Raw genomic sequence first — 15,295 nt, forward strand, 5'->3', positions numbered from 1 at the left:
GACCCTTACCCCGCTGATTGCGCCGCACCCCACCCAGGCACGCCACTTGCTGAGTCTCCAATTCCCAGGCGGCCTGCGCCGCCTGTTCCTTCCAAACCAAGGAGACCAACATGGCTGAACATGTAATCAAGGTGCTGAACAATCTGATCGAAACGTCGAAGAACGGCGAAAAGGGCTTTGCCGCGGCGGCTGAAGATGCGAAGGCGCCCGAGATGCAGGAGCTGTTCCGCAACCGTTCGCGCGACTGCGCGGCCGGCGCCACGGAGTTGCAAACCCTGGTGACCCAACTGGGCGGCGAGCCCGAGGACAGCGGCACGGTGGCCGGCGCCATGCATCGTGGCTGGACGAACATCAAGGCGGCGGTATCCAGCCGCACCGATCTGACGCTGCTCGAGGAATGCGAGAAAGGCGAGGACGTGGCCAAGGCGGACTACGAAAAGGCGCTCAAGGAAACGCTGCCTGACAACGTGCGCGCTGTTGTCGAACGCCAATATCAGGGCGTGCTGCGCAACCACGACCAGATCCGTGATCTGCGCAATCGTTTCCGCGCCGCGACGTAAGCACCTCAAGCTGCAATACGCGTGGTATTGAAGCCGCCCGCCCGCCGCACCCTGCGCCGGGCGGGCGTTGTATTGCATGGCTTCGGCTACGTAAGCAGGCCGGACTAATAATGCGCCGGCGCATGACGTGCAATTTCTTCAATGCGTCCGCAAACCCTAGTCACGCTGGCCATACGTGATCTGACGATTCCGGATGTCCCAACTGCCGCCGAACAAGGCTGTCCCAAGCGCCGGCGCGGACCAGCACCTTCACCGCATCAGCTCCGCATAAACCTGCTTGAACAACGCGAAACGATCCTTCAGACCCACCAGCCCGCCATTGATCCGCCGTGTGATCCTGGCGAAATCCTCCAGGTCATCGTCGTGCGTACGGTCGTCCGCCAACTCATTCAGCCCGCGCGACTGCCAATACCACCCGGCGCTCAGCGCAGCCCATTTCGGATCGGACAGCAACTCGGGCGTCTCAAGCAAATTGACGCCCATGGCGTCGCCGGCCGAGTCGTAATTGCTGCGCCCCGTCAGCTGGATGATGCCCCTGCCCCGATACCGGAAGCCGTCGTTGCTTTGCGCATCGCCATTGCCCATCCGGTTCGCATACACCAGATTCGCCAGTCCTTGCGGATTGTTCACATACGGCATGGCCGACGCCTCATCGGGAAATCGCTTTGGCCACACCTTGGTCAACCGCGCGGCAGTTGAGTAATTGAGGTTTTCCTCGATCCGGTTGTACTGGCCCGACTCATCCCCCGTTTGTGCCAGAAAGCTGGCGATGCGATCCGGCGTTTCGATTTCGTATTTCTGAAATGCGGGAGCCAATGCGTCGGCCCACGCAGCGGGGGCTTTGCAGTTGGGAAAAATGCGTTGGAGTTGTTCTGCACTCAGCATGGCGGTCACCTGCTTGCATAGGGAGTCATGGCGCCCCGCCGATATCGTCGCGTGTGCGTTCATCAAGGCGATCAGAGGCGGGTCAATGATTGTGAACCAGGCATAGCACCCGCCAATACCTCAAATTGAGTATGCAAAGCGATCCGGCACGAATTGGCCGCTTGACACCTCCCCGGTTCCGCCGGGAACATACGCCATCCACCCGGGGAGCTTCGCCAAGAAGCTGAGAATCCGTTGGCCTGCCATCACCATGGCAGGCGATGCACGGCGACCCGTCGAACCTGATCCAGATAACGCTGGCGTAGGGATGGTGCGTGTGCCTTCGCATGCGCGTCCCACGCCCCGAGACCGCCCGGCATGACGCATCCCGACCTGCATTCCCTCGCCCACCAGTCTCAGGACCTGCTCGCCGCCGTCCGCCGCGACGCGCCGCTGGTGCAGTGCCTGACCAATTTCGTCTCCATGAACTACGCGGCCAATGCGGTGCTCGCCATCGGCGCATCGCCTGCCATGGTGCATGCCGAGGAAGAAGCGCCCGAGTTCGCCCGCTTTGCCGGCGCGGTGGTCATCAACATCGGCACGCTGTCTTCGCCCTGGCTGCGCAGCATGCTGTTGACCGCGCAAGCTGCGGCAGAAGCCGGCACCCCCTGGGTCCTGGATCCCGTGGCGCATCACGCCACCGCCTTTCGCCGCGATGCCATCCAACAACTGCTGGACCTTGAACCCGCCATCATCCGGGGCAACGCATCCGAGATCATCGCCTTGGCCGGCGGCCACAGCGCCGGCAAGGGCGTGGACGCCCGCGACGCCGTGGCGCAGGCCGAGCAGTCAGCCCACGACATCGCCGCGCGCCGCAAAACCGTGGTGGCGGTCACCGGCGAAGCCGATTACGTCACGGACGGCACGCGCGCGGTACGTATTGCGGGCGGGTCGCCGCTGATGCCCCGCGTGACGGCCACCGGCTGCGCGCTCAGCGCGGTGGTCGGGGCCTTTGCCGCCGTATCGAAGGACGATCCTTATGTGGCGGCGATGGCCGCCCTGTCGTGCTTTGGCATCGCAGGCGAGCGCGCCGCGGTGCACGCCGACGGGCCGGGTTCTTTCGCCTGGCGGTTCCTGGATGCGCTGGCGGCGCTGGACGCGGATTGCCTGACTCTCGAATCCCCGCTTCGTTGATTTGACCCCGTGCATGTCACGGGTAGGTCATACACCGTCCCCAAAATTCCTCCCTTCAACACGGAGGAAAGACGGTGAAGCCAAACCTACGCAAGATCTTTGCAGTGACCGCCAGCTTTGCGCTGGTGGCCGGCCTGTCCGCCTGCGGCGGCGATGACGATGACGACGACACCACCGCGCCCGAGACCCCGCCGCAGGCCAGCGTGCCCCAAGGCACGACGCTGGACCTCGCGATTCTGGGCACGACCGACCTGCACGCCAATGTGCTGGGTTACGACTACTACAAGCTTGCCGAAGACAAGAGCTACGGCATGGACCGCACGGCCACGCTGATCGCCAATGCGCGCAAGCAGTATCCGAACACGCTGCTGCTGGACAACGGCGATACGGTGCAGGGCACGGCGCTGTCGGACTACCAGGCGCTGGTGTCGCCGGTGCAGTGTTCCGACATGATCGCGATCTACAAGCAGATGAAGCTGCTGTCGTACGACGCGGCCACGATGGGCAATCACGAGTTCAACTACGGCCTGCCCTATCTGTCGCAGATCACCAATGTGGACTTCGGTCTGGCCGGCATCACCAAGGGCACTGCGCAGACCAACCCGGCGGGCGCCAAGGATTGCGCGGCGCCGGCGTTCCCGTTCGTGTCGGCCAACGTCGTCTCGGCGGCCTCCAAGCAGCCGATCTTCAAGCCTTATGTGCTGCTTGAAAAGACCTTCACCGCCACCGACAGCGCGGGCAAGTCCATCGACGTGCCGCTCAAGGTGGGCGTGATCGGCTTCGCACCGCCGCCCATCATGCAGTGGGACAAGGCGAATCTGGAAGGCCACGTGGAAGTCACGGGCTGGAAGGAGACCGCAGCGCGCTACGTGCCGGAAATGAAGGCCGCGGGCGCGGACCTGGTGGTGGCGCTGGCGCACGGCGGCATCGACCTGGCCACGCCCTACAGCCCCGACATGGAAAACGGCGCGGGCTATCTCAGCCAGGTGCCCGGCATCGACGCGCTCATCACGGGCCACCAGCATCTGCTGTTCCCCGACACGAACGAGAAATCGCAGTTCGCGGGGCAACCCGGTGTCGAGCTGGCAAAGGGCCTGATCAATGGCGTGCCGACCGTGCAGGCCGGCCAGTGGGGCAACAACCTCGGCCAGATCACGCTGAAGCTCGCGTATGACCAGGGCTGGAAGGTGCAGAAGGAGGCGACGCAGGTGCAGCGCATCTCCACTCGCCTGACCGCGCAAAGCGGATCCACGCCGGCGACCTACGTGGCGCCCGACGCGGCCGCACAGCAGCTGGTTCAAGCCGAGCACGCCGCGACGATCGACTACGTGAAGACGCCGATCGGCCAGAGCCAGTTCGACATGGCCACGTACTACGCGTTGGCCGGCGACGTGTCCGCGCTGCAGATCGTCAACATGGCGCAGATCGATTACCTGACGGACTACATCGCCAAGAACAGCCCGTCGTACGCGGGCCTGCCGATCCTGTCGGCCGCCGCGCCGTTCAAGGGCGGGCGCAACGGTCCCGGCGACTTCACGTATGTGAAGCAAGGCAACGTCGCGATCAACAACGCGGCCGACCTGTACCTGTACCCCAACACGCTGCAAGTCGTGCGGGTCAGCGGCGACATAGTGCGCCAATGGCTGGAAAAGACGGCCGAGCAGTTCAAGCAGATCGACCCCGCACAGGTCGCACCGCAGGATCTGATCGACACCGGCTTTCCGACGTTCAACTTCGACGTGCTGTATGCGGCCGGCAATGCGCTGCAGTATGAAATCGACGTGACCAAGCCGAAGGGCTCGCGCATCACGGCGCTGACGTACAACGGCGCACCGCTGGATCTGAATGCGCAATTCCTGGTGGTGACCAACAACTACCGCGCCAGCGGTGGCGGCGACTTCCCCGGTCTGGCCGGCGGCAAGGGCGACATCGTGCTGCAGGCGCCGGACGCCAGCCGCGACGTGTTGATCAGCTACATCAAGAAGAACCCCACGCTCGACCTGGCCACCTACGGCCTGGACCGCAGCTGGCGTTTCGCGCAGGTCAGTTCGCTGGCCGGACCGGTGGTGTTTTCGTCGGTGCCGGGCACGCTGGCGATGGCCACGGCGCATGATGTGACCAACGTGTCGGTGTTTGATGCCACGCCCGATCCCGTGACGCAGCTGTCGCGTTACGCGATCGATCTGACGCAGTAAGCGGTTCGATCCGGCGGGCGCCCTGTAGTGGGGCGCCCCGCCTCAGCGGTAGTACACGCAGATGCGCTTGCCGCCGATCTCATGCACGTCGATCGGCAGTTCGTACAGATCGCTCAGCACGTCGGACCGGATCAATTCCGCCGGCGTGCCGTGCCGGGCGATCCGCCCCTGCCGCATTGCCACGATGCGGTCCGCGTAGCTGGACGCAAAGTTGATGTCGTGCAGCACCAGCACCACCGTCTTGCCCAGTTCATCGGCCGCGCGCCGCAAGGTGCCCATCATGGCGACGGCATGCTTCATGTCCAGGCTGTTCAAGGGCTCGTCCAGCAGCACGTAGCGCGTGTCCTGGCACAGCACCATCGCCACGAACGCCCGCTGGCGCTGGCCGCCGGACATCTCATCCAGATAGCGGTCCGCCAGCGGCTCCAGGTTCAGGTACGCAATGGCCTGATCGATGTGGACCTTGTCATCCATCGTCAGCCGCCCGCCCGTGTGGGGGTAGCGGCCGAACGCCACCAGGTCTTTCACCGCCAGCCGCAGCGGCAGGTGGTTGTCCTGGCGCAGGATGGCCAGGCGCCGCGCCAGTTCCCGGCTGTCGGCACGCGTGACGTCCAGGCCTTCCACCAGCACGCGTCCCGCGCTCATCGGCAGCAGCCGGCTCACCATCGACAGCAACGTCGACTTGCCCGCCCCGTTCGGCCCGATGATGGCGGTGACGCCGCCGGCCGGCAGGTCCAGGCTGACATCGTCGATCACGACGGTGTCGCCGTATTGTTTGCTGACGTTCTGGATTTCTATCATCGGCGCCCCCTGCGCAAGATCAGGACGAGGAACATCACGCCGCCCACGAATTCAATTACAACGCTCACCGTGGTGTTCAGCCCCAGCACGCGCTCCAGCAGCGTCTGGCCGCCCACCAGGAAAATGACGCTGAGCAACGTCGCGGCCGGCACGGTGTAGCGGTGCCTGTCCGAACCCATCGCTTGGTACGCCAGGTTGCTGACCAGCAAACCGAAGAACGTCACAGGACCGACCAGCGCCGTCGACACGGACACCAGCACCGCAATCGCCGCCAACGTCACCATCAGCGTGCGGCGATAGTTCACGCCCAGGTTCAATGCCATGTCGCGGCCCAGCGCCAGCACGTCGTAGCGCAGGCGCATGCGCCAGACGAAAAGCGACGCGGCGCAGACTGCCCCGAAAGCGATTGGCAGCAACTCCACGCGCACCGAATTGAAGCTGGCGAACATGCGGTCCTGCAGCACCAGGAACTCATTCGGATCGATCAACCGCACGACGAAACTCGACAGGCTGCGAAACAGCAGTCCGAAGATGATGCCCACCAGCATCATCAAATGCAGGCTGCGCACAGCGTCGGAGAACAGCCAGCGGAACAGCAGGCACGCGAACGCCGTCATCGCGCACACTTCCAGCAGGAATGCGGCGACAGGATGATTGGCAGTCGCCGCCGCCTGCCCGAAGCCGAACACCACCACGGCCTGGATCAGCAGATACAGGGCGTCGAAGCCCATGATGGCGGGCGTAAGGATCCGGTTGTGCGTGATGGTCTGGAACAGCACGGACGACACCGCCACCGCATACGCCACCAGCAGCATGGCCAGCAGCTTGCCGCCGCGGAACGGAATGACGAACGACCACTGGCCATTTGCGCCCAGCGTCATGAAGGCGACGATGCAGAGCAGCGCCCCAGCGCCCAGCGCGGCGAGACGCCACGTCTGCGGCGGGCGTGCGGCCACGCGAGAAAGCGAAGAGACTTCAGCCAAGGCGGTTCCTCCGCGTGCGCAGCAGCCACAGGAACAGGATGCTGCCCAGCACGCCCACCACAGTGCCGATAGGAATCTCGTAAGGGTGGATGACCAGCCGGCCGATGATGTCGCAGGCCAGCACGAACACGCCGCCCAGCAATGCCACCCACGGAATGGCGCGTCGCATGTTGTCGCCCAGCACCAGGCTGACGGCATTGGGCACGATGAGGCCCAGGAACGGAATGCTGCCGGCCGTCACCACTACCACGGCCGAGATGGCGGAAACGATCAACAGGCCGACCAGCGTCAGCCGCGCATGGTTCAGTCCCAGGTTGGACGCGAACTCGCGGCCCATGCCCGCCACCGTATAACGGTCGGCGGCGGCATACGCGGCGCACGCCAGCGCAAAGCCGATCCACAGCAGTTCATACCTGCCGCGCAGCACACCGGAGAAGTCGCCGGTGGTCCACGCATGCAGGGACTGCAACAGGTCGAAGCGGTACGCCATGAAGGTGGTGACCGCCTGGATCACGCCGCCCAGGATCAATCCGATCAGCGGCACGATGAATGGCGTGCGCAGCGGCACGCGGCGCAATAGCGCCAGAAACAGCAAGGTGCCCGCCAGCGCAAAACCCGTGGCCGTCAGCATCTTGCCGATGACGGACGTATTTGGCGCCAGCAAGGTGACGACCAGGATGCCGAGAGTGGCGGATTCGACGGTGCCGGCCGTCGTGGGCTCAACAAACCGGTTGCGCACCAGCATCTGCATGATGAGACCGGCGACGGCCAGCGCAGTGCCTGCCAGCAGCAGCGCAAGGGTGCGCGGGACGCGGCTGACCAGCAGCAGCCGCCACGCGCGCTCGCCCTCTTCGCCGCCGTTCCATAGCGCGGCCCAATGCATCTGGCCCGCGCCCAGGCTGATGCTGGCCACGCACAACAGCAGCAACACCACCACCACGGCCGTCAGGCCACCCCACCCGCTGATTGCGCGCCGCCAGTTCACCGGCAGCCCTTCCCGTCTTGCATGCTGCTTACTTTCCTTGCGACAGCGCCGCGGCGATCTGATCCACGTTCTGCTGCATGGCCGTCAGGCCCGCGCTGCCGAGCAGATACCAGTTGAAGCCGTTCAGGTAGACCACGCGCTGGTTCTTCCACGCCTTGGTGGGACGCACCAGTTCGTTGTCCAGCATGCGCTGCGCCGACACGCCTTCACGGCCGATGGCGGCGTCGCGGTCGATGACGAACAGCCAGTCCGGATCGGTCTGGGCAATGAACTCGAACGAAATCGCCTGGCCGTGGTTGGACACGTTCAGGCCCGTCGCGGCGGGCTTCACGCCAAAGGCGTCGTGAATCACGCCAAAGCGCGAGCCCGGACCGTAGGCGCTCATCTTGCCGCCGGTCGTCAGCACGATCAACGCGGTGCCGGCGTTGGCGGCCTTGCCTTTCAGCGACGCGATGGACGCGTCCAGCGCGGCCAGCTTCTCCTTGGCCACGCCTTCTTTGCCGTAAAGCGCGGCCAGCGTTTCGGTGTTGCGCCGGACGCTGCCGACCAGATCCTTGGCGTCGACCGTCAGGTCCACGGTCGGTGCGATCTTGGACAGCTCGTCGTACTTGGGCGCGGAGCGGCCGGCCACGAAGATGACTTGCGGCGCAGCGGCGTGGATGACTTCGTAGTTCGGCTCGAACATCGTGCCCGCCTTCAGATACCGCTTGTCGGCGAACTGGCTGAGCTGCGGCGGCAGCTTGGCGGCGCTGGGCACGCCGATGGGGTCCACGCCGAGCGTGTGCAGGGTGTCCAGCACGGCCAGATCCAGCACGATCGTCTTGGACGGATTGGCCGGCACGGCGGTTTCGCCGCGTGCGTGCTTGACCGGCGTGGTGGACTGCGCGGCGCTCACGGCGGCCGCGGCGCTCAGTGCCAGCGCCACGCCGGCCCGGGTTGCCCAGCGGCGGGCGGCGCCCGCCTGTTTTCCATTGTTCATGCAAACCTCTCTGTGGTGGGACGCCAACGGCGCCCCGTCATAATTCAGAACTTCACGCCCACGCCCAGCCAGTAACGGCGGCCGTCTTCGACGTAGCCGAAGTCGTCGTAGGCGACCTGCTTGTCGAACAGGTTGTAGATGCCGGCATACACCGACACGGTCTTGTTGACGGCGTACGAACCCCCCAGGTCCACGAACGTGTAGGACGGCGCGACCAGCGCGTCCGACGACGGGCCCGTGGTGGGCTGGCTTTCGCGGCCGCGGAAGTTCACGCGCGCCCACGCCTGCAGCGCGTCGGACGGCTGCCAATTGACCGTGGTCGTGAACAGATGCTTGGGCAACTGATTCAGCGGCTCGCCCTTGTACTGGCCGGACTTCTGCTCGGACTTCGTGAACGTATAGCTGCTGGTCATCGACCAGTCGGCCGCCAGCGGCAGCTTCAGGCTGGCTTCCACGCCGCGCGACACGGCCTTGTCCACGTTCATGTACGTGGTGGGATCCGAACCGAATTGATTGGGACCGTCCGTGCACTGCGTCAAGGGGCAAGCCACGCGGGTGATCTTGTCCTTGAAGTCGTTGTTGAACAGCGTGACGCCGGCGCTCATGCCTTCGCCGTCGTCATACAGCAGGCCAATTTCCTGGGTCACCGACTTTTCGGGCGTCAGGTCCGGGTTGCCGTACATGTTCCCGCCGCGGCTGGTCTGGCCCCAGCCGGCCACGGTCTGGCGCAGGTCCGGCGCGCGGAAACCGGTGGACACGCCGCCTTTCAGCGTCCAGCGTTCGGCCATGTGCCACACGCCGTACAGGCGGGGGCTGAAGTGGCTGCCGAAATTCTCGTCCTCGTCCATGCGCAGGCCGGTCGTGACGGCAAAGCTTTCGGTCAGGCGCCATTCGTCCTCGGCGAACAGTGCCCACTGATAGCGGTCCACCTTGCTCGGGCCGTTGGGCAACTGGTTGCCATTCTGGTCATGCAGACGCTGGCTGAGGTAGCTGCCGCCCAACGTCAGCATGTGCGAACCCAGGGGGAGCGACCAGCTCGTCTGCAGGTCCAGATTCTTGATCTTCATCTGGCGCGAGCGGTTGTCGAACTCTTCCTGCTGCACATAGCTGTCGGACACGCCCCAACCCCAGCGGCCGGTGTGCGACAACGCCCACTTGCTGCTGCGGTAATCGGTTTCGGACGACGCCGGGCAACCCGTGCGCGGGCACGCCGTGCCAGGCGGCAGCGGCTCGACCGTCTTGCCCAGGGTGTCCTGGAACTTCTGACGCATCGTGGTCGCTTCCAGCACGATGTCGTGATCGCGGTTGGGCGTAAGCGCCAGCTTTGCGGTCACGCTTTCGGCGTTGCGCTTGCGGTAGCCGTTGTAGATGTTGTCTTCGTCGCGCTGCGTGGCCTGGCCGTAGATCTGCAGACCCAGCAGGTCGTTCTTGATCGGCCCGGCCAGGTAGAAGTTGCCCTGGTAGATGTCGCCTGACTTGCTGCTCTCCTGGATCGTCGTATCCATGCGGATTTCGCCGTGCCATTCGTCGGGGACTTTGCGCGTGATGATGTTGATCACCCCGCCCATGGCGTCAGACCCGTACAGCGACGACATCGGACCGCGCACCACTTCAATGCGCTCGATGGCCGACAGCGGCGGCGTCCAGCCGCCCTCCACGCCCGTGGAGTCCGAGTTGGTGCGGGTTTCGCGCGAGCTCTGGCGCTTGCCGTCGATCAGGATCAACGTGTACTTCGGCCCCATGCCGCGCAGGCTGATGTCCTGGCGATCGCCACCGCCCGTGACGATGACGCCCGGCACTTCCACCAGCGCGTCGTTCAAGTCGCGGTAGAACTTCTTGTCCAGATCTTCACGCGTGATGACGCTGATCGAGGCCGGCGCATCCTGGATGCGTTGCTCGAAACCGCTGGCCGTAACGACCACCGTGTCCATCGTCGTGGTGGCGTCCGCGGCCTGCGCCCAGACGGCGGACGGCCCCAGGCCGAAACCCGCGGCGCACAAGGCGGCGGCCAGTTGCGTGCGCGACGCGGTGATGCGCTGGCCGGCGGCCAGATCTTTCCTGCTCATGATTCCAACTTCTCCCGTCCCCGGTTTGCACTGCGCCCCACGCGCCGCACTACCCGGCTCCCACTTATTAATGAAAACCATTCTCATATTAGAATTGGGGCTTGCAGCACGCCGCAACACGCTTTCCGCAACTTTTATCTTCTTTGCACTTCTTGACACTCCGGCGCGCAGCGTTCGGCCAAACTGCCGGATGCTCGACGCCCAACACGCATGCCTTTCACTCATTCAGCGGTGGCGCGCCGCATCCTGCTGATCGACGACGACGTCGAGCTGGCGCAGATGCTGCGCGAATACCTGGAACCCCATCAATGCCAGCTGACGCTGGCGCATACCGGCTCGCAAGGCTTGTCCTTGCTGGCGCAGGACGATTTCGACCTGGTGCTGCTTGATCTGATGCTGCCCGACGGCAATGGGCTGGACCTGCTCAAGCACTATCGCCAGCGCTCTCGCCGCCCGGTCATCATGTTCACCGCGCACGGCGGCGAGACCGACCGCGTGCTGGGTCTGGAGTTCGGCGCCGACGATTACCTGGCCAAGCCCTTCAGCCCGCGTGAACTCAAGGCCCGCGTCACGGCCGTGCTGCGCCGCTTTGAAGAAACGCCCGTCCCTGCCGGTCCTTCGCTGAGCCTGGGCGCCCTGTCGCTGGACCCGGCCACCGGCCGCGCGCGCATGGGCGCCGACGAAGTGATGCTGACCGGCGCCGAACAGCGCATCCTGGAAATCCTGATGCGCACGCCCGGCCAGGTGATCGCGCGCGACCAGATCGGCCTGTACGCGCTGGGCCGAGCCCCCGACCGCTACGACCGCAGCATCGACACGCACATCAGCAGCCTGCGCAAGAAGCTGCGCCTGGATCAACACGCCGACACGCTGTCCATCCGCAATCTGCGCGGCTTGGGCTACGTGCTGGCGGGCGCTGCGTGATGACGTTGCTGCCCGCCCGTTCGCTCTTCTGGCGCGCGTTCCTGACGTTCTGGGGCGCCATGGCGGTCATCCTGGTCTGCGGCATGGTGCTGACGGCGTCGGTGGCCTGGTACCGCTTCAATTCGCTGGATGGCCTGAATCCCGGCAACCTCACGCGCGACGCCGCGCAGGTCGCGCGCACGCAGGGCGCAGAAGGCCTGGAACGTTGGGTCCGCGCCATGGACGACAACTATTCGGCACTGAAGATCTACGTCCTGGACGCGCAGGACCAGGAGATCCTGGGCCGGCGCCTGCCCACGCGCCTGTATGACTGGCTGGTGGCGTACCGCGCCGCGTCTGACCGGTCGCCGCAGTCCGACTATGTGCCGGCCGATCCCGCGGGCGAACGCGTGTCGTGGTGGGAGCCGCAGATCCTGATCCTGCCGGACGGCTCGGAACTGCTGATGCTGTTCCTGCCGTTCGATTCGTCGCGCTGGGAGGTGCTGGCGCTGTCGCCCGTCGCGCTGGCGCTGCTGCTGTTCGCGCTGGCGGTGACTGCGCCCTTCTGCTGGGCATTGACGCGCCACATCACCGCGCCGCTGGCGCAATTGCGCGAGACCACGCACGCCTTGGCGGCTGGGCAACTGGATACACAAACACCGCCGAAGCTCGCCACGCGCCAGGACGAACTTGGCCTGCTGGCGCGCGACTTCAACGCGATGGCCGTGCGTCTGAAAGCGCTGGTCGATACGCGCGAACAACTGCTGCACAACGTGGCGCATGAACTCCGGTCACCGCTTGCGCGCCTGCGCCTGGCTTCCGAACTGGCGCGGCGCAACGACGAACGCCGGGATCTGCAGCTTGACCGCATCGAACGCGAATGCGAGCGGCTGGACGCCCTGGTGGGCAACACGCTGCGGCTTGCCCGCGTGGGTGCGTTGCCCGTGCCGACCGATCCGCTGGACCTGTCGGACGTGGTGGCCGGCGTCGTGGACGATGCCCGCTATGAGGCCGAGGGGCGGCATCTGCAGATCGATTGGGACACGCCCGCGCCGATCCTCATCGCCGGCGACCGCGCCAGCCTGGCCAGCGCCATCGAGAACGTGCTGCGCAACGCCCTGCGCTTTGCGCCTGCGCACAGCGTCATCCGTGTGCGGCTTCTGACGAGCGCCAGCGAAGCCAGCCTGGAGATCGAAGACCGCGGCCCGGGTGTCGCCACGCAGGAGCTGGCCTCGCTTTTCGAGCCGTTCTATCGCGCGGGCTCTGCCAGCGCCGCCAACACGCCAGGCGGCGGCGCGGGACTGGGTCTATCCATCGCGCAGGCCGCGATCGCCGCGCACAAAGGATCGATATCGGCCCGCAACGTCGCCCCGCACGGCTTGAGCGTGCGCATGGATCTGCCGCTGTTATCCGCCGCCGTGGCGCGTCCCGTTTCGGGTTGACGCCACGGACAGCGCCCTGCATCAGAACGTGATGTTCGCCGACATCCACAGCCGGCGGCCTTCCAGTACCTGCCGGTACGAATTGCTCCAGCTGGCGTTGGCCGCGGGCGCCGTCGCGCCGGTCTTGGCCGGACCGTAGTCCACGAAGTTCTTGTCGAACAGATTCAGCACCGAGGCCGACAACGTCACGTTCTTGCTGACCACGTACGAGCCGCCCAAGCTGGCCAGCCAGTACGGGCTGTAGAACACCTGCTTCTTCTCCCAGTTCATGTCGTTGAACTGACCCGCGCGGTATTCGCCGCGGACCCAGGTGTTGAACTGATCGTTGATGCGCCAGTTCAACCCCAGATTCACCGCGTGTCGCGGCTGCGAACCCAGGGGCTGGCCGCGCCGGGCGCCGGAGGTGACCTCGCTGGCGGTCAGCGTATAGTTGCCATTGAAAGACAGCCCCGCGTACAGCGGAATCCGGCCGCCGAGTTCAAAGCCCTGGATGGTGGCCGAGTCGATGTTCACGCGTTGCGAGAAGTTGGCCACGGGCACGCCGTTGCGTTCCCACACGCCCAGATCCAGGCAGCCCGGCGCGGGGCCGCCCGCCGCCAGGCAATTGGGCACGCTCTGGCTGTCGATCTTGTCCTTGAACTTGGTGTGAAAGGCGGTCAGGTTGCCGGACAGCCCTTCGCCATCGTCAAACAACACGCCCAATTCCGACGAGGTGCTGGTTTCCGGCTTGAGCTGCGCATTGCCCAGCAGCGGCATGGTGCCTTGCGCGCCCAGGCCGATGATGCCGTCGGTCATCAGGTTGATATCGGGCGTCTTGTAGCCCTTGCTGACGCCGCCTTTGAACGTCCACGTGGGCGTGGCATTCCAGACCAGGTAGCCGCGCGGACTCCACTTGCCGCCGAACTGCTCGTTGCGGTCGTAACGCACGCCGGCGGTCAGCGCCACGCTATCCACGATGCGCCATTCGTCTTCCGCAAACAGCGCCCACTGGTACTGCCGCAGGTTCAGCGGCGCCGACACCAGCGTGTCCTTGAACTGCTGTTCGCGCCACTGGCCGCCCAAGGTCAGGTTGTGGCGGTTATCGAACAACGGCATCGTCCACTTGGTGTCGAACACCCAGTTGTCGTATTCCAGGTCGCGGCTGGCCCCGTCGGTGGGTTGGCGCGGCGTGCTCATCGGATTCGTGCGGCCGATGGTCTCGGTGGTGTCGTAGACCAGGCTGGTGTCCGAACTGACCGAACTGCCGTAGCGGCCCAGATGCGTCAACGCATAGCGCTGCCGGTTGAATTTCATTTCGGGCTCGTAGCCGCCGCCCTGGCGATTCGGCGCCACGGCGGCGTTCAACGTGCCAAGCTCCCCGTTGCTGTTGTCGAAGGTCTGCCAGTTGCTGTCCACGTCGAACAGGATGTCGTGGTTGCGGTTTGGCGTCAGCGACAGGCGCAGGCCCACGTTCTGCTGTGTGCTGTCGCCCAGCCCACTGAAACTCGCCAGGTCGCCGGTGTAGTGGCCGCTGTCGTAGTCGGCTTGGGTGGCGGGATAGCTGCCGGTCGCGCTCAGGCGCCGGTAATGGCCGCCGCGCAGGCTAAGGCCAAACTTGTCGGTCTTCAAGGGGCCGCTCAGGTAGAAGCCCGCGCCGTAGGTGTTGCCGAAGCGGTTGTCGCCCTGCAGCGTGCCGTCCAGCGTCAGTTGGCCCGTCCATTCGCGAGCGACCTTGCGCGTGATGATGTTGATGACGCCGCCCATTGCGTCCGAGCCGTACAGCGTGGACATCGGGCCTCGCACCACTTCGATGCGCTCGATGGCGGCCATCGGCGGAATGAAGTTGGTGTCGACGTCGCCGAAGCCATTGGCGCGCGCCCCCGAACTGTTCTGGTTCATGCGCTTGCCGTCCACAAGCACTAGCGTGTAGTCGCTGGGCATGCCGCGGATGCTGATGTTCATGCCGCCCGCCTTGCCGCCGCGCTCCACCGACACGCCCTCCACGTCGCGCACCGCGTCGGCCAGGTTATGGAAAGGCCGCGCTTCCAGCTGTTCGCGCGTGATGACCGAAATGGACGCGGGCGCGTTGCGGATCTCTTGCTCAAACCCAGACGCTGTGACCACGACGGTGTCCAGTTGCGTCACGCCCATCGTGTCTTCCAGCCCGGCCGTGCCGGTCTGCGCCTGAGCGCCGGCAGCGGCAAGCGCCAGCGCGATGGGCAAAAGACGGAATCGCGCGCCGGGTGTTGAAGCGGCCCGCGCAGAGCCGTTAAAGCGTTTCTGAGTCGACATGGGAATCAAATAAAAAAGCCGCCCGATCAGGGCGGCCGCGCTGTGCGCTGAT

12 protein-coding genes and 1 riboswitch are annotated in these 15,295 nt (G+C 65.3%); of the genes, 5 read left to right on the forward strand and 7 right to left on the reverse strand.

What is annotated here, in order from left to right; all coding sequences use genetic code 11:
* The first annotated feature begins 110 nt into the window (after positions 1-110).
* Entirely contained in the window at positions 111-560 is a 450-nt protein-coding gene (locus AB3147_RS16390; protein ID WP_175138322.1) for a PA2169 family four-helix-bundle protein, read from the forward strand.
* Positions 561-809: 249 nt separating this feature from the next.
* Here AB3147_RS16390 and AB3147_RS16395 read toward each other — a convergent pair whose 3' ends face one another.
* Complete coding sequence (locus AB3147_RS16395; protein ID WP_367352438.1) at positions 810-1,445, reverse strand: glycoside hydrolase family 19 protein; 636 nt, start codon at positions 1,443-1,445, stop codon at positions 810-812.
* A 193-nt stretch (positions 1,446-1,638) separates the two neighbouring features.
* A riboswitch (TPP riboswitch) is annotated at positions 1,639-1,771 on the forward strand.
* A gap of 31 nt (positions 1,772-1,802) precedes the next feature.
* On the opposite strand from AB3147_RS16395, the gene thiM reads away from it, so the two are divergent.
* Both thiM and AB3147_RS16405 read left to right on the forward strand, forming a co-directional pair.
* Positions 1,803-2,618 carry a hydroxyethylthiazole kinase gene (gene thiM / locus AB3147_RS16400; protein ID WP_367352439.1) on the forward strand — a complete coding sequence of 272 codons (816 nt, stop codon included), beginning with the start codon at positions 1,803-1,805 and terminating at the stop codon, positions 2,616-2,618.
* A gap of 74 nt (positions 2,619-2,692) precedes the next feature.
* A complete protein-coding gene (locus AB3147_RS16405; protein WP_367352440.1) occupies positions 2,693-4,813 on the forward strand; it encodes a 5'-nucleotidase C-terminal domain-containing protein in 2,121 nt (706 codons plus the stop codon).
* A gap of 42 nt (positions 4,814-4,855) precedes the next feature.
* Here AB3147_RS16405 and AB3147_RS16410 read toward each other — a convergent pair whose 3' ends face one another.
* The 5 genes from AB3147_RS16410 to AB3147_RS16430 form a co-directional block, all read right to left on the reverse strand.
* Positions 4,856-5,614, reverse strand: coding sequence for an iron ABC transporter ATP-binding protein (locus AB3147_RS16410; protein WP_367352441.1), 759 nt, complete (start codon positions 5,612-5,614; stop codon positions 4,856-4,858).
* Entirely contained in the window at positions 5,611-6,495 is an 885-nt protein-coding gene (locus tag AB3147_RS16415; RefSeq protein WP_438861025.1) for an iron chelate uptake ABC transporter family permease subunit, read from the reverse strand. The genes AB3147_RS16410 and AB3147_RS16415 overlap by 4 nt, the downstream gene beginning before the upstream one ends.
* A 94-nt stretch (positions 6,496-6,589) precedes the next feature.
* On the reverse strand, positions 6,590-7,582 hold the full coding sequence (locus AB3147_RS16420) for an ABC transporter permease (RefSeq protein WP_367352443.1): 993 nt from the start codon (positions 7,580-7,582) through the stop codon (positions 6,590-6,592).
* Between the two features lie 28 nt (positions 7,583-7,610).
* Entirely contained in the window at positions 7,611-8,561 is a 951-nt protein-coding gene (locus tag AB3147_RS16425; protein WP_175123375.1) for a siderophore ABC transporter substrate-binding protein, read from the reverse strand.
* Positions 8,562-8,605: 44 nt separating this feature from the next.
* On the reverse strand, positions 8,606-10,627 hold the full coding sequence (locus tag AB3147_RS16430) for a ligand-gated channel protein (protein ID WP_367352444.1): 2,022 nt from the start codon (positions 10,625-10,627) through the stop codon (positions 8,606-8,608).
* A gap of 210 nt (positions 10,628-10,837) precedes the next feature.
* Here AB3147_RS16430 and AB3147_RS16435 point away from each other — a divergent pair, with 210 nt between their 5' ends.
* Positions 10,838-11,551, forward strand: a complete 714-nt coding sequence (locus AB3147_RS16435; protein WP_367352445.1) for a response regulator — start codon at positions 10,838-10,840, stop codon at positions 11,549-11,551.
* Complete coding sequence (locus AB3147_RS16440) at positions 11,551-12,972, forward strand: sensor histidine kinase (protein WP_367352446.1); 1,422 nt, start codon at positions 11,551-11,553, stop codon at positions 12,970-12,972. The genes AB3147_RS16435 and AB3147_RS16440 overlap by 1 nt, the downstream gene beginning before the upstream one ends.
* Before the next feature lie 21 nt (positions 12,973-12,993).
* Here AB3147_RS16440 and AB3147_RS16445 read toward each other — a convergent pair whose 3' ends face one another.
* Positions 12,994-15,243 carry a TonB-dependent receptor domain-containing protein gene (locus tag AB3147_RS16445; RefSeq protein ID WP_367352447.1) on the reverse strand — a complete coding sequence of 750 codons (2,250 nt, stop codon included), beginning with the start codon at positions 15,241-15,243 and terminating at the stop codon, positions 12,994-12,996.
* Positions 15,244-15,295 lie beyond the last annotated feature (52 nt).

It is taken from the genome of Achromobacter animicus (genome assembly GCF_040775605.1).
GTDB classification, from domain to species: Bacteria; Pseudomonadota; Gammaproteobacteria; order Burkholderiales; family Burkholderiaceae_B; genus Achromobacter; species Achromobacter animicus.